This is a genomic window from Nocardia yunnanensis (assembly GCF_003626895.1).
GTDB lineage: Bacteria > Actinomycetota > Actinomycetes > Mycobacteriales > Mycobacteriaceae > Nocardia > Nocardia yunnanensis.
The window spans coordinates 4,567,689-4,590,587 of record NZ_CP032568.1 but is presented as its reverse complement, the minus strand read 5'-3'; the positions used below and the strand labels follow the sequence as shown (position 1 = coordinate 4,590,587).

Below are 22,899 nucleotides of genomic sequence, written 5' to 3'. Positions count from 1 at the left end.
CCCCACCGGCGGCGTCCGCCCCGGGTGCGTCCTTGGCTTTGCCGCCACCGCTGACCGGTGGTCTGGAACCGCCGCCCATGCGTTCCGGGCCGGCCACGGCGACCGGATCGGAATCCGCTGCCGCACTGCCCGAATCCGAGAGTGCGCGGCCCGCTGTCGCCGAGTTGCCCGCCGTCGTGGAAGGCGTTGTGATGCGGTGGAATCCGCACGGACTGGCCCTGCTGCGGGCGGTCGCGGGGCCGGAGTCCGGTCGCAGCCCGATGATCGGATTGCTGGCGGGGGAGGAGTCGCACGCCGCGGCATTGCGGGTCGAATTGGCCCGGTGCACGCCGCGTATCGATATCGAGGTGGTCGGGTTCGAGGCCCTGGAGTCGCGGGAGGACACGCGGCCGTACCCGGTGGTGCTCGCCGTGCTCGAGGCCGGCGCACTGGTGGGGGCGGAGTTCATGGCGGCGGCGCAGCGGCTGCGTGCGGGCGGATCGCGGATCGTGTTCGCGCTGGAGGGGATTCACGCGCACCGGGAATGGCGGGAAGTGCGCAAGCTGGATGCCGAGTTGCTCACCGCGGCAGGGTTGCTCGCCGAGGGCGGGGAGGACGAGATCGTGGCCGTGTCGGCCCGGATGGCGGCGGTCGCGCGGGCGAGCGAGGACGCCGCGTTGCTGGACCGATCGGGGGTGGGTGCGCTGCACACGCGTCTGGTGGTGGCATCGGGTGCCGGGACGATGGGGGATCAGGTGGAGGCGGTGCGCGCGCGGGTGCTGGCGCAGACCCGGCAGCGGATCGAGGCCCAGATCGGGAAGCTGTGCGACGGCGGGGATGTGGCGGCCTTGCGGGCCGAGCGGGCACGACTGCTGGCGGTCGGGGACGGCGGGCGGGGCGCGGCCATGGCGGTGGTGCGCAATCGGGTGCAGCGCGCCCGGGTGGAGCTGTTACACGAGGTAGGGGCCAGGATTCGGGCCGCGCACGCGGAGTTGCGCGACGAAATCGAGGCGCTGCCGCACAGCACGCACGCGGAATTTCCGCGGCATGTGAGCGATGCTGTGGAAAAACTCACACGGGAGATGGACCACGCGATTCGCTCCGGGCTCGCCGAATTGTGCCGTCAAGTCGAAGAATCCGTCGCGGAGGAATGGCATATATCTTTTCCGCCACCCCCGGAACGACCGCCGCCGGCGGTCCTCACGCCGGGCCCGCGGTCCCGAGGCGTGGAGGACCATCTGGTGATCGCGCTGGGCGCCTCGGCCGGGTTCGGACTGGGCCGGCTGGCGGTGTCGCCGCTGGCGCTGCTGCCCGCCCTCGACTACGCGATCATGCCGGTCGGACTGCTGCTGGGCGCGGCCGCGGCGGGCTGGGTGGTGCGGGCCCGCGGCCACCTCGCCCACGGCGCCCACCTGCGGCAATGGGTGGCGGACACGCTCGTCGACGTGCGGGCGCGACTCGAACAGCGGGTCGCGACCGCCCTGGTCGACGCCGAGGAACGGCTCACCGACGAGGTGCTCGGCAGCGCCACCGCGCGCATGGTCGAAACCGATCTGCGGGTCGGCGAATTGGAGGCGCGATTGCGGCACGCGGTCGGCCGCCGCCCCGCTTTACTGCAGGCATGCGAACGTGACCTGGCCGCACTCGAATTCGCATAGCGGCAGGTCGCAGGTTTCGACCCGATACCGAGTGGACAACCCGATTCCGTACGCCGCGATATGTGGCGTTAACCTCTATGGCAAGGAACTAGGGCATCCGCCGCGTTCTTGTACGCACGTCCAGCCAGGACGAGCCATCGGCAAGACGGGTGGGGGCCCTGCCGCAATTGGTGGCACTCGGTGTCGCGAGCCGCGCTCCTCGGCTCGAGCCATCGGGGCCGCCCATCTCAGGAGAGTTTTCATGACCTCAGCGACCATTCCTGGTCTTCACGATGGCACCGCGCCCACCGAGCACAAGGAACTGCTTGCCTGGGTACAGGAGGTCGCAGAACTCACCCAGCCCGACCGCGTGGTCTGGGCGGATGGGTCCGAGGAGGAAGCGGTCCGCCTCTCCGAGCAGCTGGTCGCCGCGGGCACCTTCAAGAAGCTGAACGAGAAGAAGAAGCCCAACTCGTACCTGGCGCTCTCCGATCCCTCCGACGTCGCCCGCGTCGAATCCCGCACCTACATCTGCTCCAAGACCGAGGCCGACGCCGGTCCGACCAACAACTGGGTCGACCCGACCGAGATGCGCGCCACCATGACCGAGCTCTACCGGGGCTCGATGAAGGGCCGCACCATGTACGTGGTGCCGTTCTGCATGGGCCCGCTCGGCGCCGAGGACCCCAAGCTGGGCGTGGAGCTCACCGACTCCGAGTACGTGGTCGTCTCCATGCGCGTCATGACCCGCATGGGCCAGGCCGCGCTCGAGAAGATCGGCACCGACAAGCCGTTCGTGAAGGCCCTGCACTCCGTGGGCGCCCCGCTGGCCGAGGGCCAGGCCGACGTGCCGTGGCCGTGCAACGACACCAAGTACATCACCCACTTCCCCGAGGACCGCGAAATCTGGTCCTACGGTTCGGGTTACGGCGGCAACGCGCTGCTGGGCAAGAAGTGCTACTCGCTGCGCATCGCCTCCGCCATGGCGCACGACGAGGGCTGGCTGGCCGAGCACATGCTGATCCTCAAGCTGATCTCGCCGGAGAACAAGAACTACTACATCGCCGCCGCGTTCCCGTCGGCCTGTGGCAAGACCAACCTCGCCATGATCCAGCCGACCGTCCCGGGCTGGCGCGCCGAGACCCTGGGCGACGACATCGCCTGGATGCGCTTCGGCGCGGACGGCCGACTATATGCCGTCAACCCGGAATTCGGCTTCTTCGGTGTCGCCCCCGGCACCAACCACAGCTCGAACCCGAACGCCATGGCCACCATGGAGGCCGGCAACACCGTCTACACCAACGTCGCCCTGACCGACGACAACGATGTGTGGTGGGAGGGCCTGGAGGGCACCCCCGACCACCTCATCGACTGGAAGGGCAACGACTGGTACGAGCGCGAGTCGGAAACCCTGGCCGCGCACCCGAACTCGCGCTACTGCACCCCGATGGCGCAGTGCCCGACCCTGGCTCCCGAATGGGACGACCCGCAGGGCGTGCCGATCTCGGCCATCCTGTTCGGCGGTCGTCGCAAGACCACCATCCCGCTGGTGACCGAGTCCTTCGACTGGCAGCACGGCGTGTTCATGGGCGCCACCGTCGGCTCCGAGCAGACCGCCGCCGCCGAGGGCAAGGTCGGCACCGTCCGGCGCGACCCGATGGCCATGCTGCCGTTCATGGGCTACCACGTGGGTGACTACCTCAACCACTGGATCACCCTCGGCAAGAACGCCGACGCGCAGCAGCTGCCGAAGATCTTCTACGTCAACTGGTTCCGGCGTGGCGCCGACGGCCGCTTCCTGTGGCCCGGATTCGGCGAGAACTCCCGCGTGCTGGAGTGGATCGTCGGCCGCATCGAGGGCACCGCGAACGCCGAGGCCACCCCGATCGGCAATGTTCCGCATGCCGCCGACCTCGACCTCGAGGGGCTGGACGTGAACGCCGCCGACGTCGATGAGGCCCTCGCGGTGAACGTCGACGAGTGGAAGAACGAGATCCCCTCCATCGAGGAGTGGTTCGAGTTCATCGGCGACAAGCTGCCCTCGGGGCTGCGCGACGAGTTCGAGGCGCTCAAGCAGCGTTTGGCCTGACGGCCGGTCGTGGGAGCTCCGCCCCCACGCCCCCGAAGGGACAAGCGGGGCCAGCCCCCCAAGGACAAAACAGGCTCGCCCGCACTTATGGTGCGGGCGAGCCTGTTTCGTTGACGCGGTGGTTTACGTGCCCATGGGCATGAGCAACGACTTCTGTTCGCAGTAGGCGTCGAGGCCCTCGGGGCCGTTCTCGCGGCCGATGCCGGAGGTTTTGTAGCCGCCGAAGGGGGCGCAGGCGTCGAAGGCGTACCAGTTGATGGCGTAGGTGCCGGTGCGGACCTGGGCGGCGACGGTGGCGCCGTGTTCGATGTCGGTGGTCCACACCGAGCCCGCGAGGCCGTAGTCGCTGTCGTTGGCGAGGGCGATGGCCTCGGCCTCGGTGTCGTAGGGCAGGACCGAGAGGACGGGTCCGAAGATCTCCTCGCGGGCGATGGTCATGGAGTTGGAGACGTCGGCGAAGACCGTCGGCCGCACGTACCAGCCGGGCAGGTCCGCGGGGCGGTCGCCGCCGCGGATCAGGCGGGCGCCCTCGTCCTTGCCCTTGGCGATGTAGCCCTCGACGCGTTCGCGCTGCTTCTCGGAGATCAGCGGCCCGAGTTGGGCGGCCGGATCGTCGGGCAGACCAAGGGGGAACAGGTCGATCGCGGCGTTCAGGGCCTCGAGGATCTCGTCGTAGCGGCTGCGCGGGGCGAGGATGCGGGTTTGGGCCACGCAGGCCTGGCCGCTGTTCATCAGACCCGAGAAGGCGAGCTGGGGCATGTGCTCGATGTTCATGTCCGGCAACAGGATTGCCGCGGACTTCCCGCCGAGCTCGAGCGAGCACCGCTTGAGCTGGCTGCCCGCGATGGACGCGATCTTGCGGCCCACGGCGGAACTGCCGGTGAAGGTCACCTTGTCGACGCCGGGATGGGAGACCAGATATTCGGAGGCGTCGGCCTCGGCGGGCAGCACCGACAGCACACCCTCGGGCAGCCCGGCCTCGGCGAAGATGTCGGCCAGCAGGTTGGCCGCCAGCGGGGTCAGCGGCGCGGGCTTGAGCACCACGCTGCACCCGGCCAGCAGCGCGGGGGCGAGCTTGTTGACGGCCAGGAACAGCGGCACGTTCCAGGCGATGACGGCGGCGACCACACCGACCGGTTCGCGCGAGACCCGGGTGGTGCCGAACAATCCGGTGCGAGTCTCGTTCCAGGGGAACGACTTTCCCAGTCCCGCGTAGTAGTCCAGGGTGGCGCGGGCGGGCACGTAGTTGAGGGTGCTCGCGGTCACGGTGGGCGCGCCCATCTCCGCGGAGAGGGCGGCGGTGAGGTCCCCGGCCTTCTGGTCCAGCAGCGCGACGACGCGTGACAGCAGGGCGGCGCGCTCCTCCGGCGGGGTGGCCGGCCAGGGTCCGCTGTCGAAGGCCCGCCGGGCCGCGGCCACCGCGGCGTCGACGTCGGCGCGGGTGACGACCGGCACGCTGCCGACGGTTTCCAGGGTTGCGGGCGAGACGACGGGCAGGGTGTCGGGGCTGGACGGCGCAGTCCACTGACCACCGATGAACAGACTCTGGTACTCCATGAGAACACGTTACAGTTTTGCCCCCTCCGCTGTCCGGGTCATATGCGGTGTTTGTCCCGATGACCGGGATCTTCTTTGAAATTGGACTTTCCGGTTTGTAAGTCGCCTTGTTACTCATGGGGTAAAACGTGATTCGAAATCGGGGTTGCCAGGCGGTGGCCTATGCTCACCTCAGCACGCCTTTCTCCACCTATCCGGTTGGTTGCTATGTATTAGCTCTTCGAAAGGTAGATCCCCGTATGACCGATGTGCGCATGGACGACTTCCTCCTCGGCGAGCTGGCCGATATCGACTCCCCCGTCATCAGCACCCCCATGCAGCGGGCCGCCGGCCAGCTGGCGCGGGTGCTGCCGCCGGGATGGCGGGTCGAGGTGGCCGAGGCGACGTATCCGACCGTGCGTCAGGGTCAGCCGGTGTTGCGCCTCATGATGCCCGAGGACTGATCCGTCTCGCCCGGGTGTCGATCCGCATCGAACGCGCAGTGCCGCAAGTGATTCCGCATACTCGCGGCAAACCGGCAGCACTCCGGAAAATCGAATTCCAACCTGTCGGTTCGCTTTTCACCGAACGCACTATTGCATTCGACGAGCGCAGCGAGCATGCTTTATAGCTACCGTGGATAGCTCGTTCGAAACAGGAACCGTTACCGCACAGGGGAGTCCGAGTCATGGCGGTGCAAGTAGTGGATCGATCGCTGATGACCAGTGATCTCACCCCGCATCAGGCGAAAAGCGTCGGCTCGGGCGGCTGGGTGGTGTCGTTTCTCCCGGGGCGGACCCTCACGCTGGAACAGGCCGCGGCCGCATTGCAGGCCGCCGAGGCGGTAGCCACGGTGAACGCCCTCGCCGGTCAGGTCGGCCTGACCGCCATGGAGACCGTCGGGTTGGCTACCCAGGAGGCACCCTGGGGCGAACCCGAACCCTGCACCGGATTACGCCGCATCTTCCGCCGTGGGCTCGCCGAGCGCTGACGCCCGCTTGGTGGCGACGACCACCAGGTTGCTGACCAACAGCTCACGCAGTCCCGGCACCCGCACCACCCACCAGGCCCAGCGCGGGTGATAGCGCGGGAACACCGCGAGAATCTCGATATCGTCCGGGGTGTCGCGCGCCCAGCGCAGCCCGTCGGCCGCCCGCACCGCGAACAGCGAACGGCCGAAGCGGTTCTTCGGCTCCCGCCCGTGCTTGCGCCGATACCGCCGCGCCGCGTACTCCCCGCCCAGGTAGTGCCACGGGCCGGTCTCGTGGCCGCCGAACGGTCCCAGCCACACGGTGTACGAGAACACCATCAGCCCACCGGGTTTCGTGACCCGCAGCATCTCCGCGGCCATCAGCCACGGCTGCGGCACGTGCTCGGCCACATTCGAGGAGATGCAGATCTGCACCGCGTCGTCGCGAAACGGCAGCGCCATCCCCGAGCCGCGGACCGATCCCGCCACCCGCAGCCCGGCCGCGTGCATTTCCGAGGGGTCCGGCTCGACCGGCAGGTACCGCGCACCCGCGCGGCCGAACTCGTCGGCGAAATAGCCCGGCCCGCCGCCCACGTCCAGCACGATCGTGCCGCGCAGCGACTCGCCGGTGAGATCCCGATAGAAGTCGCCCACCAGATCGGCGGTATCGGTGGCCACGCCGCCGTAGAACACGGCTGGATCGGTCTGCTCGAACCGGAAACTGCCCAGCAGCCGTAGCGACCGGCACAGCGTCGCCCGGCGGGCGAATCGCGGGCGCTGCCCGGCACGTCGCGTGGTGGACCGCTCAGCTCGAAGCACGGCGGCCAGTCTCGCACAGCGACCGGACGCTCCGGCAACCTCGTGGCCCGCTGTCGCCGGCCGCCCCTCGTTCGGCCCGCGGCGACGCCGCTCGTGCAGGTCGGATGACCACTGTCGGCCCGTGGCGTAGGTGCGGGCTATATGGTGGAGCCCATTGTCTGTCCGCCGTCGGCTGTCCGACCGCCCGTGAACCTTGGAGATTCGCCCGTGCGTGAAGTGCTGCTGCTGTGCTGGCGCGACACCGGGCATCCGCAGGGCGGGGGCAGCGAGCGGTATCTCGAGCAGGTCGGGGCGCAGCTGGCCGCGCGGGGAGTGAAGGTGACGCTGCGGACCGCCGGGTATCCGGGGGCGGCGCGGCGGGAGTCGGTGGACGGCATCGAGATCAGCCGGGGCGGCGGTCGCTTCACGGTGTATCCGCGGGCGCTGGCGGCGATCGCGCTGGGCCGGGTCGGGATCGGCCCGCTCGCGGGCCTGCGGCCGGACGCGGTGATCGACACCCAGAACGGGATTCCGTTCTTCGCCCGCCTGGCCACCGCCGCGCCGACCGTGGTGCTGGTGCATCACGGGCATCGGGAGCAGTGGCCGGTGGCCGGGCGACTGGTCGGCCGGATCGGGTGGTGGATCGAATCGACACTCTCGCCGCGCGTGCACCGGCGCAACCAGTATCTGACCGTCTCGCTGCCCTCGGCCGAGGAACTGACAGCTCTCGGCGTGGCCGGCACGCGAATCGCGGTGGTGCGCAATGGCGCCGAGCCGATCCCGGCCCGCGTCCCCGCCGGCGACGACGGCACCCGCACCGCGCATCCCAGCATCGTGGTGCTGTCGCGCCTGGTGCCGCACAAGCAGATCGAGGACGCCATGGCCGTGGTGGCCGGGCTGCGCCACCGGATTCCGGACCTGCGCCTGGACGTGATCGGCGGCGGCTGGTGGGCCGACAACCTGCGCGCGCATGCCGATGAACTCGGCATCGCCGACGCCGTCACCTTCCACGGCCACGTCGACGAGGACGAGAAGCATCGCCTGCTGGCCCGCGCCTGGGTGCATGTGCTGCCCTCTCGCAAGGAGGGCTGGGGGCTGGCGGTCATCGAGGCGGCGCAGCACGGCGTGCCGACGGTCGGCTACCGAAGTTCGCGCGGGCTCACCGATTCCATCGTGGACGGGGTGACCGGACTGCTGGTCGACGACGCCGCCACGCTCACCACCGCCGTCGGCGAACTGCTCGACGACCGCGAGGCGCGCACGGTGCTGGGCGAGAAGGCGCGGGCGCGGGCCCGCGAATTCTCCTGGGAGCAAACCGGAAACGGCGTCCACCAGGTGCTGTCGGCGGTGACGCGCGGGGAACGGGTCAGCGGTCTGATCGCGCCCGCGCGAGACTGATTCGCCGCCGGTCGAATTCGCCGAAAGCGCCGTGAGCGGGTGTACTACGGCTCATAGTTTCGAAGTATGTGGATCATCGCCGTCATCGCGCTCGTCAGCATCGTCGTGATCGGAGTCGGTTTCGCGCTCGGTTTTCCGAAGGACTGAAGTCGTTGCCGCGGTGAGGAATCCGCCGATCAACAGGGTCGCCCACAGCAGGTGCGCGGCGCCGGACAGGCGGCGATCCGCGGGTGAGGCGTCCTCGGCGTTGATATCGCCCGGCACCCGATACAGCTGCAGATCGGCGTCGCCGTAGACCGGAATCAACTGCGCGAGCGTGTTTTTCGAATCGCCGAGGGGCCCGGGGGTGCGTCCCTCGACCAGCACCCAGCCCACGCCCTGATCGGCCAGATCGCGCGCGGACCCGCCGCGCAGCAGCAGCTTCTCCACCCGCCGCGCCTGCTTGCTCTCCCCGGCCACGACACCCCCGCGCACTGGGAGTTCCCCCGTCTGCAAGGCATCTCGGCGCAGCATGCGCGGGGCCGGATCCAGGACCGGGGCATCACCGGAGTACGCGAACCTGCGGAACATCCCGCCCGGCAGCACCGCGACATCCCCCGGCCCCTCGGTCAGCTCGGCCACCCGCTGCCAGGCTGCCGGATAGTGCACCGGCCGCAGCGCCCCGGCAGCTCCCCACGCCAGATCCGGTAGCGCGATGAGCAGCAGCGCGATGAAAACCGCTGCGGCCCTGCCAGTTCGGTAGCGTCCGACGCTTCGGTCCGGCGATGCTGGGGGCCCTGCCGGTGATGCGGAGTCCGTCGCCGAAGCAGAGTCCGCGGGGAATCCGGAGTCCGCCGAAGGCTCGGTCGGCGTTGCGGCCGTGGTGATCCAGCGCCCGACCGCCCGGCACCCCGCCGCCGCGCACAGCGCGTACGCGGGCATGGCCAGGGCCACGTACTTCTGGGTGTCGCGCAGCAGCCCCGCACCGGGCACCCGGGTCACCAGGAATTCGCCTGCCGACAGACCCCATCCGGTCGCGCCGAGCGCGGGCAGCGCTATCACCGCGGCCGCCAGCCAGATCAGTCGCCGCGCCGGCGTCCCGGTGCGCCACACCGCGCGCAGCCCGGTCGCCACCAGCGCGAGCAGCAGCGCGGTGCCGACGAACGCGTAAAACGTTGTGCGCGAATCCGGTACCGCGGTGCTGTTCCAGATGCCGCCCAGGCCCGCCAGACTGCCCACGGTGCCCAGCCAGGGTTCGGCGCGCGCGGCGAAGGCGGCGATTCCCGCGGGATCCGAGGGGGCGGCGCCGCTGCCCGACAGCGCGGTCGCGACCACCCACGGCGTCGCCGAGAGAATCCAGAAAGCCACCGCGGCAGGCACATTCCGCTTGCCGACCAGTAGGAGGGCCAGGGCGCCCGCCAGCAGCGAGCCGGTCGGCGTCAGGCCCGCCGCCGCCAGGCAGCCGACCAGGGCGGCCCAGGTTCCGGCGGTGCCGGACGGGGGAGCGGCGCGTAATCGTCCGGCCAGCAGGGCGATCCACGGCAGCGCGGCGTAACCGGCGAGCAGACTCCAATGTCCTTGCAGCAGCCGTTCGGCCACATACGGGTTCCAGATGGCCACGGTGGCGGCCACCAGTTGCGGACCGAGCGAGACGCGCAGGGTCTCGCGCGCCAGCGCCGCGGCGCCCCACCCGGCCAGCCAGAGCGCCGCCAGCAGAATCGCTTTCACGACGATGCCGCCGTCCACCACCGCGGACAGGGTGGCGAGCAGGGCGTCCTGCGGGACGGCGCGCGGGGCGGCCTCGCCCAGGCCGAGCGCGGAATCGGTGAGATACGAGCGCGGGGTGCTGACCGCGTCCCGCAGCAGCAGATAGCCCGGGCCGAGCAGCGGACCCAGCACGAGCGCGGCCAGCGCCAGGCTGTAGCCGGCCGGGATCAGTCCGCGCCACCGGACCCCGCGGCCCACCGTGAGCCGGCGGCCCCGCAGGGGTGCGCTGCCCCGCACGGGTTCGCGGCCGATCGAATTCACATCCGGCACCCTACGTTCCACCCGCCCCGAGATCGGGGACCGGCGAAGGCCGATCCGCGCCGTCCCGCGCGGCGCGCCAGGCCACGCCGATGATCACCAGCGTGGTCGCCGCGGCCGTGGCGGTGGCGACGACGATCAGCGACAGCACCGAATGCGCGCAGGTCAGCATGGCCGCCACGCCCGCCCCCAAACCGATCCAGGTGATCGCGGCCGGCGCTGTCCGATCCGTCGCGATCGCCGACAGCAGTGCCGCCTGCAACACCGCCAGCAGCGCACCCTCGAGCGCGAACAGCCACAGCAGTCCCTCTATCGGCGCGTAGTCCCGCCCGGCGAACAGCGGCGCCAGCGGGGCGGCGATCGCGGCCCCGGCCACGGTGACCCCGCCGATGCCGACCAGCACCGCCAGCGCCGAGCGCATCGCCCGCGCGGAGTGCTGCGGCTGGGCCATGCGCGGATACAGCACCACCCCCACCGCCTGCGGCAGCCAGAACGCGATCTTGGTCGCGATGGCCCCCAGCGCGTATCGCCCAGCATCGTTCTCGTCCAGCACCATTCGCGCGATCAGCAGATCCGCCTGCGACAGCGCCGTCAGCGCCGCCTGGACCTGCACCGCGCGAAACACGGCTGCGACACCCAGCCCCCAGCCCACCCCGGAACTCGCACCCCACCCACCCCCGACGGCCGAAACCGCCGCTGCCGCAACGGTTCCCGGCACGACACCGTCCGCCGCAACCGTGCCGGTCGCCATACCGTGGGCGTCGCCGCCTGGCGTGACACTGTCCGTCGCGTCGCCGCCAAGCGCGACGCTGTCCTCGTTGTCGGCGCGAGGCGTCGGACGGTCCGCCGTGCCGGGGCCGGGCACGCCGCTCGTCCGCACCGGCACGGCCGCATCGGATACCTTGCGGGCGATGACGGCGGCCAGGGTCGTGCCCGCCGCGGCCGCCCAGAGTGTGGGGGCCGTGCCCGAGCCGCAGGCCAGCACCACCACCGCGGGCAGCACCCGCAGCACGGCCGCTCCGCCGAGGACGGTCGCCAGTTCGCGAAACTTGCTGCGTCCCTGTTGAATCCCCTGTTCGCCGGCCAGCACCACCAGCATCGGCGCGGAGCACAGGGCGCCGGCCGAGGCGATCACGCTCACCTTCAGACCCAGGGCCACCGCGGGGATCAACAGCAGCGCGGCGGCCGCCACCAGGCCCGCGCATCGCAGGGTCAGGGCGCGGGCGGCGTGCACCGGCGCACCGCGCACCACTTCGCGGGCGACCACGTTCTGCAGGGCGAGCGCGGGTACCGCGCACAGCATCTGCACGGCCAGCAGGCTCGCGAAGCCGCTGTATCCGCTCACCCCCAGCCAGCGGCTGGCCAGCAGTTGCAGCAGGTATCCGGCCACGTTCGCGGTCATCGCCCCCGCCGTCACCAAGGTCAGGTCCTTGACCACGGGTAGACGGCGAACGGCAGACACGCCCGCCATGCTGCCATCCAGCGCGGCGCACCCGCCGGTGAGCCCCTCCCGGCGCCGGGAACGACAGCGGCCCAGCATCTGGAAGATGCTGGGCCGCTCGGGGAACCGGGGCGCTAGGGCCGCTTGTTCATGTCGATCTGCTGGGTCGGGGGGGCGAAGTCGCCGCCGCCGGACGGACCGCCGGCCGGGGCGGGCGCGGGCGCCGGGGCGGGCCGGCGCACCGGGGTGCGACCGTTGTCGTTCTTGCCGCCGAGCAGGCCGAGCAGGATGCCGACGATCAGGAAGATCGCGGCGAGGACGCCGAAGACGATGGGCAGGATGCGGCCGTACAGCGCCAGCTTGTCCATATTGTCCTTGGCGACCGAGATCTGCGATTCGATGGTGTTCTCGTCGAAGACCAGGGTCGACTTCAGGGCGGTCACCTCGGGCTTGTCGCCGCTGCGGGCGTAGTAGAGGTGAATCTGCTCCTGGCCCTTGATGACCGTGCCGGTCTCCGGCTCGATCCACAGGTCGCGGGTGTTGGTGTAGAAGCGCGCCATGGTGACGTCGCCGTCGCCGTCCACGCCCCACTTGGCGGCGGGCAGGCTCAGCTTGTTGGTCGGCGAGTTGGCGACGGTGGAGAGATCGGTGACCGGAACGGTCTGCTGGAAGTGGTAAACCTTCAGGTTGTTGATCTCGGTCTCTTCGACGTAGTTGATGTCGTAGGTCTTCCGCGCGTTCAGGTCGAAGTACGGGTACGACTTCTTGTCGGTGCCGATGGGGAAGCGGTACTGGAGACCGGTGTGCTGCACCGGGTCCATGACGCTCTCGCCCTTCTTGTCGACCGTCACCGCGATGGCGCCGTTGGGGCCGCCGTCCACGGAGTCCACCGGCTGCCCGGTCTTGCGGTCCACGGTGACCCGGTCGATGGTCGCGGTCAGCAGCCCGGTATCGCCCTGCTTGTCGGTGCGACGCAGCGTCTGACCGGCCTGAATGGTCATTTCCGAAGCGTTGGAGGGGTTTTCGACGGTGAGGAAGCGCTGCGACACCAGCGGCACGTTCTGGTCCACCTTCGCCGCACCCGTGGGCGCGGTCAGGGACTTCGCGTCGAGGACCTCACTGGGGGCGCCGTTCTGCGGGTTGGTCGCGACGGTCGTGATCTCCAGGTCCAGCGGGGTCTTCGCGAGGCGGCTCACCGTATAGGTGGGGATCATGATGGCGGCGACGAGCAGCATCGCACCGATTCCCACGAGTACGCAGGCCACCGTCCTTCGGGTACCGGCACTGAGTGCCATGCAGGTTCTCCTCGTCGTCGAACACGTGTATCTACAGTCCTGCGGTCGCCGCGCAGCACTCGTGAGCCCAGACACTAACAGTCCGAGCGGTCCAAGAGTGCGGCCGAGGCAGGAAAACACCCCGAATCTCCCGCCGGTCGAATGGCGAATGCTCACCTGAAGGGGTACAAGGCACACTGGTCCCCGATGACCACCACCCAGCACCCCCCGGCGCGCCCCGTTTCCGGCGGCGTACCGGCCGAACTCCGGCTCGGCCGCTTCGTCCCGGCGCTCGAGGGCATGCGCGCGCTGGCCGCGCTGGGCGTGGTGCTCACCCACGTGGCATTCCAGACCGGCGCGACCGGGCAGCCGCTGCTGGGCCGGGTGTGGGAGCGATTCGACATGGCGGTCGCGGTGTTCTTCGCGCTGTCGGGGTTCCTGCTGTGGCGGCCGCACGCCGATGCGGCCCGGGGGCTGCGGGAGGCGCCGGGCGCCGGGCGGTATCTGCTGCATCGCGCGGCTCGCATCCTGCCCGCCTACTGGGTGGTGGTGTGCGCGGCGCTGATCCTGCTGCCCAATGCCGCGCACACCGCCGGGCTGCGGGTGTGGGTGTCCAATCTCGCGCTGCTGCAGGTGTTCGTGCCGTTCACGCTGACCGACGGGCTCACCCAGATGTGGAGCCTCTCGGTGGAAGTGGCGTTCTACCTGGTGCTTCCGCTGCTGGCGGGGGCCGCGGTGTGGTTGCGCGGCGAGCGGGCGCGGTATCGGGTGCCGGTGGTGCTCGGGCTCGGGCTGCTGTGTCTGGGCTGGAATCTGCTGCCGGTGCCGACCCCCGAGGGCATTCACGCCGACAACTGGCTGCCCGGCTATCTGCCGTGGTTCGCGACCGGCATGCTGCTGGCGGAGCTCGCCGGCCTGCCCGCCCCGCGCTGGCGTCGGATCGCGGGCAACCAGTGGCTGATGTGGCCGCTCGCGCTGGCGGCCATGCTGCTGGCCGCCACCGATCTGGCCGGTCCGCCGGGATTGAAACACGGGCAGCCGTGGCAGTACGCCATGAAGATGGCGCTGGGCGCGGTGATCGGCTTCGGGCTGCTGGCCCCGCTGGTGCTGCGGCCGGACCGGCCGCACCGGTTTCTCCGCGGCCGGGTGGCCGCGACGCTGGGCCGCTGGTCCTACGGCATCTTCATCTGGCACCTGGCCGTGCTGTCGATCATCTTCCCGGTGTTCGGCATCGTGCCGTTCCGGGGACATTTCGTCATCGTCTACGTCTTGACGGTCGCCTTCACGCTGCCGCTGGCCGCCGCCAGTTTCGCGCTGATCGAGGAACCGGTGCGGCAGTGGACGCGCCGCCGCTTCGGTTGAGCCACAGCGCGTTTCAGCGCCGGTCCGGCAGCGCCGCGAGACCGACCGCGAGCACCGCGACCAGCGCCGGGAACTGCACCCACAGCGAGCCGCCGGCATAACCCTCCAGCGAGCGCCACGGGCCGGTCGACAGCGCCGCCGCGCACACCGCGGTGCCGCCGCCGGCGAGGGCGACCAGGATTCGAGGCCACCGACGCAGGCGGAGGTGGTCGATCAGCAGCCCGATCCCGGTGAGCGCCAAGACGATCGGCCCCGCGATGAGGGTGGCCGCGGCCGCGAGTCCCAGCCCCGCGAGCGTGCGACTGCGCCACGGCCGCGGCGGGGGACCGTCGTCGCGGACCGGCGACCGCGCGCCCCGGAAGGCAAGCACCGCAAGCGGAATCAGCAAGAGCAGGCCGCCGAAGATGGCCAGCCGATACCAGCGATCGATGGGGAACGCGACGGTGATCGGGCCCTTGGTGCCGGGCGGCACCAGCCACGCCTGCTGCCAGCCATTGATCACCAGCGGTTTCAACGCGGTGCCGTCGGCCGCTGTCGCCTGCCACCCGACATTGGTGCTCAAAGGCAGTACCAGGACCTGGGGGCCGCCGGCGCCGTTCGGATCCGCGACCGGCGGCAGGGCAGGGGTGCGGTCGAGGCGCAGCTCGTCGACGGTGAACAGGTCGGTCGGCGCGACCGCGACATCCACTCGCCCGGAGGGGAATTCGATACTCGCGTCACCGCTGTTCCCGGACTCCGGGGTGTCGTCCACCGCGCAGACTGTCGCCGGCACCGGTGCGCCGGAGAGCAATTCGGCGGCGGCGGCGGTCACGGTGGTGTGCAGGGTGCGGCCTGCCGCGGCGATGGTGGGGCCGTGTGCGCAGTCGACGGTGATCTGGCGGTCGGGGTCCGCGGGCGCCGGATAGTCGGGCCCGAGCACGGTCACCTCGGCCAGGCCCGGCGGCTGCTCCTGCGCGAAACCCAGTGCGGTGCGGTCGAGTACCGGGTCCCAGCTCTGAATGCTGACCTCGATGCGGTCGGTGACGAACGGGTGCAGCTCCACCCGGCTCTGCGCCCCGGCGTTCGGGTTCACCGCGCGCACCTGCGGGCCGTCGCCGAGGTTCACCGAGATCGAGGTGGGGTGGGCGGGCAGATCGCCGCGCGAGGGCGTCACCGCCAGCCCGGTCACCAGTGTCGGGGCCGGAAGTTCGATGGTGAGCGTGGGTTTCGCGCCGGCCGGGTTGCGCACAGCGGTCTCCGGCGCGGTCCAGCTGGTGCGCGGGTCGCCGTCGGTGGCGGCCAGGGCGGAGCCGCGCGGATCGGCGACATCGGCCTGCCCGCGCGCGATCGGCCGGTCCGGATCGGTCAGCAGCGCCTCCAGCGCCGGGCCGGGGCGGGTGTGCACGATCAGGTCGGGGGTCACCGTGACCGGCTGCGGCACCTGGAGCGTGCGCTCGAACAGGCCCGGCTCCTCGGCGGCCAGCGCCAGGCCCTTGGCGCAGCGGACCCGGTCGGGGGAGTCGAAACACGCGCTGCGGCCGGGGAATTCCTGGCCGAGGTCCCAGCCGCGGACCGCGGCGCCGGCGGGTGCGGGCGGCAGCACGGTGCGGTGGCGGATGTCGAGGGTCACCGGATTGTCGCGGTCGGCGTAGTCGTCCACGCTGACCTCGCTGATCCCGAATTGCCCACCGGCACTGCCGTCTTCGGTATGAATGGCGGTGATCTTGATCCAGTCGGTGCGGCCCGGAGGCAGCGAGATCGACACCGGCGTATCGGGTTCGGTGATGCGCGCGGCGACCGTGCCCTTGGCGGTCTCGACCTCCACCCATTTCACCGGGCTGCCGATGGCGGCCGCGCTGGTGGTCAGCCGCAGCACCGCGGAGGTGACCGGCTTGTCGAGGTCCAGTCGAAGCCATTGTCCGACCGCGTGTTCGGCGCCGTTGGAGATCCAGGAGGTGGCCGGGTCGCCGTCCACGGCGGCCGCGGTGGAGCTGCCGGGTGCGGCCCCGCCGAGCTGGGTGGCGTCCCCGGCGGCGCTGGAGGCGGTGACGGTCGCGCCCGACCATTCGCCCTCCACCAGCTGTGCGCCGTACACCGGATAGTCGGGGACCAGATTGTGGGTGCGGCGGGCGTCCCCCGGGGCGCGCAGGGCCGAATCGTGGTTGTCGACGCGCCCGAAGTCGGCCTCCCGGTCCATGGGGGTGTCGGTGAGGGTGACGCCGTCGGCAGGCAGTCCGGCGGTGGCGGCGTCGGCGGCCAGCAGGGTCGGCCCGGCGGGCGTCGCGGGATTGCGGCGCAACCGTTCCACCACTTCGGGACCGCCCTGGACCACGGGGATGCTGTCGAGGGGCACGGTGAACGCGCCCGGAAAACCGGGCGGCGCACCGACGCCGCCGCGCACCTCGGCGGGCGTGCCGGGCGCCTTCGTCTCGACGCGATAGATCTCGACGGCGGGGTAGGCCGGGCGCAGATCCCCGTCCGCCACCAGACCTTCCACTCGGCCGGTCTCGACCGGGTCGCCGAACTGCGCGACCTTGGTCAGTCCGGGCGAGCCCTCGATGGTCCGATGCGCCAGCATCGGCCGCGTGGAGCGCGAGGTGTCGGGGTCGAGATCGTTGCGCAGCACCAGGGTTCCGATGCCCTGCCCGGTCAACGTGGCCGCGAGGCCCGCCGAGGGCCGGCCGTCGGCGATGAGCCGCTGCACCGAATCCATGGCCCGAATCGCGCCGGGCGGATTGAGCGGCACCGCGTCCCGTACCGCCCACGGCGTGCTCGCCAGCGCTTGCAGCGGTTCGTCCCGGGTCAAACCCCAGATCTGACTGCCGAACGGGGCGCCCGGCACCACGAGCGCGCGGGTGTCGGAAGCGTTGTGCGCCAACCAGTCCGCGGTCTGCCGCCAGTAGCCGGGCACCTTGTCGTAGGCGCCGCTGGGCGCGAGCTTGCCGGTCCAGGCCAGCGAGGTGGACAGGGCCAGCGCGGTGAGGATGAGCGCGCCCACCGCCACCATCCGGTCGCGTTCGGGATGCGCGAAGGCCCTGCGCCACACCGGCATCGGCACCGAACCCGGCAGCGGCACCCGGCTCAGCAGGTGCGCCAGGCCCAGCACCAGCGGCAGCCGGATGAGCGGTTCCAGCTTGTGCACGTTGCGCAGCGGTGCGCCGCCGGAGTCCAGGAAGATCCGCACCTGCTCGGCGAACGGGCCGCCGAGTTCGCCCGCGTAGCCCGCGCAGATGCCGACCAGCCCGACCAGCAGGATCAGCACGAGCCGTCCGCGGTGCGGCATGGATCGCAGTGCCAGCCCGGCCATTCCGGCCGCCGCCAGCATGCCGGTGGCCAGCACCGCGGCGGGCTGGGTGACCAGCACCGCGCCCGCGATGCGTTCCGGGGAGACGAACGGGGTCCAGCTGTCGGTGCCGCGCAGCACCTCACCGAGCGCGGCCCACTGCGTGGTCACGCCGGAGGATTCGATGTAGTCCAGGAACGGCGGACTCACCTTGCCCAGCAACAGCAGTGGCACCACCCACCAGAACGTGCCCAGTGCCAGCAGCGGAATCCAGGCGCGGGTGAAGCGCCACCACAGGCGGTTGGGTTTGTAGGAGATCCACCACAGCGCGGCGGGCAGGAACGCCGCGGCGGTGGCCACCGCGTTCACCGAACCCATCAGGGCGAGGGCGAGCGCGCTGCCCGCGGGGGTCGCCATCCCGCGCCGCGGGAACGAATCGGTCGAATCCCCGGCCTTTTTCATCGCGACGCCCAGCGCCGCCGGGGCCAGCAGGACCCAGGGCGCGAGCATCATCGGCAGCGTCTCGGAGGAGATGGAACCGAGGGTGGTGAGCACGCGCGGCGACAGCGCGAACGCGATCGCGGCGATCACCCGGGACCCGCGGCTGCCCAGTCCGAGCGTCTCGCACAGCCGCACGATGCCCCAGAATCCGGCGAGCAGCAGCAGCGCCCACCAGATGCGCTGGGTCACCCAGCCCGGCAGGCCCAGCACATGCCCGAGCGAGAAGAACGCGCCGTGCGGGAAGAAGTAGCCGTAGGCCTGGTTCTGCACCTGCCCCATCGGGGCCTGGCTGCTCCACAGGTGGGAGGCGCGGGAGAGGAAGCCGAGCGGATTCTGCGCCAGATCGTATTTGGTGTCGGCGACGGTCTGCCCGGGCGCTTGCAGGAACGTCAGCAGGAACGCGACGAGCACACTGCCGAGCAGCCAGCGCCGGCCCAGCGGTGCGGTGTGCGGTGACCGGTCCGGGCCCGGACCGGTCGCGTCGGACTGTACGTCTTCGGGTTGGCCTGGTTCGGAGGTCAGCCGGTCAGCGCGAGCCGTACTCAACGTTGTTCAGCAGCGACGAGCCCGCGTCGCCGCTGCGGTCGATATCGGGGCGCTTGTCCTGCGACGCCGCCATGGTGATGATCAGGATCGCCGCCAGCCCGACCAGGGCGCCACCGACAGCACTCGCTGCACCAGGAACGGCAAACTTCATCGCGGTACTCCCAACATCGGACGCAACGTCACGGGAGCCCAACGGCTCCGCCTCCCCGGCACTCTAGCGGACTCGCGCGCCGGTCCGAACCTTCGGCGGCCGACTGCGCGCCGCCGTGGGTTGTCACCTCGGCATTCGGCCGCGGCCGAGCCTAGTGCGGGATCGCGCAGCGCAGTCCGCCGAGGAAGGTGCGGAGTTTGGCGGTGGTCTCGTCCAGTTCGGTGTCCGGGTCGGAGGCGGCGACGATGCCGCCGCCGCCGAAGGCGCGCAGGGTGCGGGCGTCGGCGGAGAGTTCGGCGCAGCGGATGGCCACGTACCAGTCGCCGTCGCCGGCGGCGTCGCACCAGCCGACCGCGCCGCCGTAGAAGCCGCGGTCGCCTTCCAGGTCGGCGATGGCGTCGAGGGCGAGGTCGGTCGGGGTGCCGCAGACCGCCGGGGTCGGGTGCAACAGGACGGCCAGGTCCAGGGCGGTGGTGGCCGGATCGCGCAGGCGGCCGCGGATGGGGGTGGCGAGATGCCAGACCTCGGGGGTGGACAGCAGTTCGGGGCCGTCGGGGATGCTCAGTTCGACGCAGACCGGTGCCAGCCGTTCCCGGATCCAGTCGATGACGTAGGCGTGCTCCTCGCGATTCTTGCTGCTGGCCAGCAAATCTCGGGCTTGGGCGGCATCGGCGTCCGGATCGGCGAGCCGGGGCAGGGTGCCGGCCAGCGGATGCAGGGCGACCGCGCGGCCGTGCCGGGAGATCAGCATTTCCGGGGTCGCGCCGATCAGCGCCTCGCCGGGCCGGCCCGCCGGCGACAGATCGACGGCGTAGACGGCGGCGCGCGGATGCCGCGTCACCAGCTGTCCGGCGATCACCTCCGCCTCCAGCGGCGCCGCGGCGGTGGCCAGCAGCGAGCGGGCAGCGACCACCTTGCGCAGCGGCTGCGCCGGATCGCCCAGCTGTGCCACCAGCTTGGTGACGCGCGCGACATGCTCTGCGGCACTGGGAATTTCGGAGACGACCCGGACCTCGGGCAGCTCCGGCAGCGCCGCGGGCCGCCACGGGCCGGCGGTGTGCGCGGCCCGCTCGGGCGCGACCAGGGCGGCGGGACGGCGGGGATCGAAGGGCAGCGCGCCGACGATCAGCTCGGCCGCGCCGGAGCGCAGCGCCGCCGCGGCGGCCGCCGCCGTATCGAAGCCGGCCCGGGCGCCCGAGGTGCGGACGACACCGTCCGGCGTCGCGAGCAGAAATCCGTCCATGATGCTTCGACCATAGTCCCGCGCCCGGCCGGCCGAGCCCGGGGAGCGACGCATCTCTCACCGGCCCCCACGGGAGCGCGGGGGTATCGCCCTGCGGCCCAGCACATTTCCCGCAACAACTCACGCGTGCCGAATCGGCGCGCTAGGCCGGTTTCGGGTCGGGTTCGCGTCCCGGCGGCACCAGCAGCACCGGCCGATGGCAGTGCTTGAGGACGGCGTCCGCGACGCTGGAGTGCATGAGGGCGCGGATGCCGGTGGCGCCGCGGGTGCCCGCCACGATGATGTCCACGTTCAGCTCGTCGGCCACCTCGACGATGGCGTTCCAGATGGTGGTGGTGCATTCCACGGTGCGCGCCTCGGCATTGATTCCGGCCAGTTTGGCCAGCCGTACGCCCTCGGCATTGATGTTCCTGGCGTCCACCAGGGCGATGTCCTCGATCTCGTCGTCGGTCATCCATTCGGGCTGCATCACCCCCGACAGCCCGGACAGGCGCGCGGCCTGCCGCACCATCGGCTCCCATGCGGTCAGCACCACCGCCCGGTCCGCGGCCAGGAACCGGCCCGCGTATTCGACAGCCCGGCGGGCGTTCTCGGACCCGTCGTAGGCGATCAGCATGACGTCGCACGGCATGACGAACCTCCTGGTAGGTACGTCTGTCTCTACCCCAGAGGCTACCCCGCGAACAGACTGTTCAGCCGTCTCGACAACGCGCGCCACGTTCCAAGTTCTCCACAGTTTGCGAACGATTCACCCAAACCGGTGGTGGGATGTGGGATACGGGTTTTCACTGACAAGTGTCCCTTTACCGAATGCCGGTGGGTGCGGACGACCGACATCGCCGTCGTTGGAGCTGGGCCCGAACGAGGGGTGGAATGTGCGGTTGGACGAGCTGACGACCCCGCAGGAGTGGGCGCGCGTGTACCGCTCCCTGTTCGGTCTGCCCTACGTGCACGTGACCACCCCGGGATTCGTGGTGCTCCCGCTGGTCGACACGATCGCGGCCCTGAACACGCCGGAACCGTTGGGCGCCTTGATCCTTGACGAACTGGTCGGTCGCGGGATCCCGGGCCCGGTGCTGGTCCGCGACAAGCCGCCGCGCCGCACCTTCCTGGCGGTCTTCGACGGCTATCCCTCCGACGAACGCCTCGAACTGCTCGAACGCAACAGCGTCGACATCGGTCCGCATCGCAGTAATGTCATCCTGCCCACCGGATTCGGCCGCCACACCCACGAGGGCCGCTGGTGGGCGCGCGCACCCCAGCGCGAGGAATCCCTGCCCCTGCTCTCCGAGGTGGTCGCGGCCACCGAAGCGGTGTTGTGAACGGTCCCGTGTCCCCAGTGCAGGTGTCGTGATCATGGAGTCGGCCTTCTTCGGCCATCACGAAGCCGATCCCCGGGCCCTGCTGTACTACGAATGGTGTCAGCGCACCGAATCCGGTTACGCGGTCGACGATTTCGCCGAGGAGGTGCGCGACCTCAGCCACACCGAGCGCACCGTCCCGGCGCTGTGCTGGCAGCTGCTGGATCGGGTGGAGAGCGCGCCCCGACTGCCCGACTGGCCCTTCGTCGAGTGGGCGGATGCGCCGGGGAGCGTGAATCTGCCCGATCTGGAACACGATTCGCCGACGCCGGATCCGGCACTGCCGGACCGTGTGTACGGCGGCTGGCTCGGCCGCTGCGCCGGCTGCACCCTCGGCAAGCCGCTGGAGAACGGCTTTCTCTGGACGCCCGAAAGCATCCGGGCCTATCTCGAGCCGTACGGCGCGTACCCGCTGCGCGACTACGTGCCCGTCGCCGAACCCGTCTCCCCGGCGATCGGCAGCCGACGGGATTGGCGCGCAGCCACTCTCGGCGGCATCGACGGCTGCCCGCGCGATGACGACATCGACTACACCATCCTCGGCCTGCATCTGCTCGAGCAGTGCGGCCCGGCCTTCACCGCCGGCGACGTGGCCGCCCTCTGGCTCGATCGCCTGCCCTTCCTGCAGACCTACACCGCCGAACGCGTCGCCTACCGCAACCTCATCGACGGCTTCGCGCCGCCCGACACCGCGACATTCCGAAATCCCTACCGGGAGTGGATCGGTGGGCTCATTCGCGCCGACATCCACGGCTACGCCCATCCTGGGCGGCCCCGCCGCGCCGCCGTGGCCGCCGCCCGCGAGGCGTCGATCTCCCACGTGGGCAATGGTTTGTGGGCCGCCATGTGGGCGGCGGCGCTGGTCGCCGCCGCCTTCACCGCCGCGAGTCCCGCGCAGGCGCTGGACGTCGCGCTGACGGTGATTCCGGAGCGCTCCCGGCTCGCGGTGGCGCTCACCGAGGTGCGCGACGACCATCGGCGCGGCGCGTCCTGGGATCAGGCGGTGGCCGCCATCCACATTCGGCACGGTCACTACAGCTGGGTGCACTCCATCGGCAACGCCTGCCTGATCGCCGCCGGATTGCTGTGGGGCGCAGGCGATTTCACGCGCACGATCGGCCTGACGGTGCAGTCGGGCTGGGACACCGACTCCAATGGCGCGACCGCCGGTTCGGTGGCCGGGATCTTCTCGGGGGCGTCGGGCATCCCCGCGCACTGGACCGACCCGCTCCACGACACCGTCCGCAGCGCCGTCTCCGGCTACGACAGCGCCCGCATCTCGGAACTGGCCCGCCGCACCCTGGGCGTCGCCCGCTGAGGCCCGGGTACACGACGAGGGCGGTGCCG

General features: G+C 70.9%; 17 protein-coding genes. 8 read left to right on the top strand and 9 right to left on the bottom strand.

Annotation, left to right across the window (positions count from 1 at the left end; translation table 11 throughout):
* Positions 1–32: 32 nt before the first annotated feature.
* Both D7D52_RS21555 and D7D52_RS21550 read left to right on the top strand, forming a co-directional pair.
* Positions 33–1,637, top strand: a complete 1,605-nt coding sequence (locus D7D52_RS21555) for a hypothetical protein (protein WP_162958462.1) — start codon at positions 33–35, stop codon at positions 1,635–1,637.
* Between the two features lie 241 nt (positions 1,638–1,878).
* Positions 1,879–3,705 carry a phosphoenolpyruvate carboxykinase (GTP) gene (locus D7D52_RS21550; RefSeq protein WP_120739063.1) on the top strand — a complete coding sequence of 609 codons (1,827 nt, stop codon included), beginning with the start codon at positions 1,879–1,881 and terminating at the stop codon, positions 3,703–3,705.
* A 123-nt stretch (positions 3,706–3,828) separates the two neighbouring features.
* On the opposite strand, the gene D7D52_RS21545 is transcribed toward D7D52_RS21550, so the two are convergent.
* Positions 3,829–5,262, bottom strand: a complete 1,434-nt coding sequence (locus tag D7D52_RS21545) for an aldehyde dehydrogenase (RefSeq protein WP_120739061.1) — start codon at positions 5,260–5,262, stop codon at positions 3,829–3,831.
* A gap of 239 nt (positions 5,263–5,501) precedes the next feature.
* Between D7D52_RS21545 and D7D52_RS21540 the strand changes: the two genes are divergently transcribed.
* On the top strand, positions 5,502–5,705 hold the full coding sequence (locus D7D52_RS21540) for a hypothetical protein (RefSeq protein ID WP_246023208.1): 204 nt from the start codon (positions 5,502–5,504) through the stop codon (positions 5,703–5,705).
* Positions 5,706–5,929: 224 nt separating this feature from the next.
* Entirely contained in the window at positions 5,930–6,232 is a 303-nt protein-coding gene (locus D7D52_RS21535) for a hypothetical protein (protein WP_120739059.1), read from the top strand.
* Here the strand turns inward: D7D52_RS21535 and D7D52_RS21530 are convergent.
* Positions 6,194–7,030, bottom strand: a complete 837-nt coding sequence (locus D7D52_RS21530; RefSeq protein ID WP_120739057.1) for a class I SAM-dependent methyltransferase — start codon at positions 7,028–7,030, stop codon at positions 6,194–6,196. The two genes, D7D52_RS21535 and D7D52_RS21530, sit on opposite strands and share 39 nt — an antisense overlap.
* A gap of 207 nt (positions 7,031–7,237) precedes the next feature.
* Here D7D52_RS21530 and D7D52_RS21525 point away from each other — a divergent pair, with 207 nt between their 5' ends.
* Positions 7,238–8,407, top strand: coding sequence for a glycosyltransferase family 4 protein (locus D7D52_RS21525; protein WP_120739055.1), 1,170 nt, complete (start codon positions 7,238–7,240; stop codon positions 8,405–8,407).
* Positions 8,408–8,458: 51 nt separating this feature from the next.
* Here the strand turns inward: D7D52_RS21525 and D7D52_RS21520 are convergent, their stop codons facing one another.
* The 3 genes from D7D52_RS21520 to pgfA form a co-directional block, all read right to left on the bottom strand.
* Complete coding sequence (locus tag D7D52_RS21520; protein ID WP_425464689.1) at positions 8,459–10,351, bottom strand: MmpA family trehalose lipid delivery protein; 1,893 nt, start codon at positions 10,349–10,351, stop codon at positions 8,459–8,461.
* Between the two features lie 73 nt (positions 10,352–10,424).
* The gene (locus tag D7D52_RS21515) at positions 10,425–11,882 is read right to left on the bottom strand and encodes a polysaccharide biosynthesis protein (RefSeq protein ID WP_120744336.1); all 1,458 of its coding nucleotides are present in this window, start codon (positions 11,880–11,882) and stop codon (positions 10,425–10,427) included.
* A gap of 104 nt (positions 11,883–11,986) precedes the next feature.
* Positions 11,987–13,147, bottom strand: a complete 1,161-nt coding sequence (gene pgfA, locus D7D52_RS21510) for a cell envelope lipid trafficking protein PgfA (RefSeq protein WP_120739053.1) — start codon at positions 13,145–13,147, stop codon at positions 11,987–11,989.
* 186 nt (positions 13,148–13,333) lie between these two features.
* Here pgfA and D7D52_RS21505 point away from each other — a divergent pair, with 186 nt between their 5' ends.
* Entirely contained in the window at positions 13,334–14,488 is a 1,155-nt protein-coding gene (locus D7D52_RS21505) for an acyltransferase family protein (RefSeq protein WP_120744335.1), read from the top strand.
* A 13-nt stretch (positions 14,489–14,501) separates the two neighbouring features.
* Here D7D52_RS21505 and D7D52_RS21500 read toward each other — a convergent pair whose 3' ends face one another.
* The 4 genes from D7D52_RS21500 to D7D52_RS21485 all read right to left on the bottom strand — a co-directional run bounded on the left by D7D52_RS21500 (position 14,502) and on the right by D7D52_RS21485 (position 20,822).
* Complete coding sequence (locus D7D52_RS21500) at positions 14,502–18,797, bottom strand: alpha-(1->3)-arabinofuranosyltransferase domain-containing protein (RefSeq protein WP_425464559.1); 4,296 nt, start codon at positions 18,795–18,797, stop codon at positions 14,502–14,504.
* On the bottom strand, positions 18,778–18,948 hold the full coding sequence (locus D7D52_RS21495; protein WP_120739049.1) for a DUF2613 domain-containing protein: 171 nt from the start codon (positions 18,946–18,948) through the stop codon (positions 18,778–18,780). Before D7D52_RS21495 ends, D7D52_RS21500 begins: the two co-directional genes overlap by 20 nt.
* A 151-nt stretch (positions 18,949–19,099) precedes the next feature.
* Complete coding sequence (locus D7D52_RS21490) at positions 19,100–20,191, bottom strand: isochorismate synthase (protein ID WP_120739047.1); 1,092 nt, start codon at positions 20,189–20,191, stop codon at positions 19,100–19,102.
* Positions 20,192–20,333: 142 nt separating this feature from the next.
* Positions 20,334–20,822 carry a universal stress protein gene (locus D7D52_RS21485; RefSeq protein WP_120739044.1) on the bottom strand — a complete coding sequence of 163 codons (489 nt, stop codon included), beginning with the start codon at positions 20,820–20,822 and terminating at the stop codon, positions 20,334–20,336.
* 250 nt (positions 20,823–21,072) lie between these two features.
* Between D7D52_RS21485 and D7D52_RS21480 the strand changes: the two genes are divergently transcribed.
* Both D7D52_RS21480 and D7D52_RS21475 read left to right on the top strand, forming a co-directional pair.
* Positions 21,073–21,513, top strand: a complete 441-nt coding sequence (locus D7D52_RS21480; protein WP_162958461.1) for a hypothetical protein — start codon at positions 21,073–21,075, stop codon at positions 21,511–21,513.
* Positions 21,514–21,547: 34 nt separating this feature from the next.
* A complete protein-coding gene (locus D7D52_RS21475) occupies positions 21,548–22,870 on the top strand; it encodes an ADP-ribosylglycohydrolase family protein (protein ID WP_120744334.1) in 1,323 nt (440 codons plus the stop codon).
* Positions 22,871–22,899: the final 29 nt, after the last annotated feature.

What these genes read in the sequence shown, in the direction of transcription:
- D7D52_RS21535 (WP_120739059.1), top strand. Translation starts at nt 5,930, where the DNA reads ATGGCGGTGCAAGTAGTGGATCGATCGCTGATGACCAGTGATCTCACC.
- D7D52_RS21495 (WP_120739049.1), bottom strand. Translation starts at nt 18,948, where the DNA reads ATGAAGTTTGCCGTTCCTGGTGCAGCGAGTGCTGTCGGTGGCGCCCTG.
- D7D52_RS21550 (WP_120739063.1), top strand. Translation starts at nt 1,879, where the DNA reads ATGACCTCAGCGACCATTCCTGGTCTTCACGATGGCACCGCGCCCACC.
- D7D52_RS21475 (WP_120744334.1), top strand. Translation starts at nt 21,548, where the DNA reads ATGGAGTCGGCCTTCTTCGGCCATCACGAAGCCGATCCCCGGGCCCTG.
- D7D52_RS21545 (WP_120739061.1), bottom strand. Translation starts at nt 5,262, where the DNA reads ATGGAGTACCAGAGTCTGTTCATCGGTGGTCAGTGGACTGCGCCGTCC.
- pgfA (WP_120739053.1), bottom strand. Translation starts at nt 13,147, where the DNA reads ATGGCACTCAGTGCCGGTACCCGAAGGACGGTGGCCTGCGTACTCGTG.
- D7D52_RS21515 (WP_120744336.1), bottom strand. Translation starts at nt 11,882, where the DNA reads ATGGCGGGCGTGTCTGCCGTTCGCCGTCTACCCGTGGTCAAGGACCTG.
- D7D52_RS21505 (WP_120744335.1), top strand. Translation starts at nt 13,334, where the DNA reads ATGACCACCACCCAGCACCCCCCGGCGCGCCCCGTTTCCGGCGGCGTA.
- D7D52_RS21540 (WP_246023208.1), top strand. Translation starts at nt 5,502, where the DNA reads ATGACCGATGTGCGCATGGACGACTTCCTCCTCGGCGAGCTGGCCGAT.
- D7D52_RS21490 (WP_120739047.1), bottom strand. Translation starts at nt 20,191, where the DNA reads ATGGACGGATTTCTGCTCGCGACGCCGGACGGTGTCGTCCGCACCTCG.
- D7D52_RS21485 (WP_120739044.1), bottom strand. Translation starts at nt 20,822, where the DNA reads ATGCCGTGCGACGTCATGCTGATCGCCTACGACGGGTCCGAGAACGCC.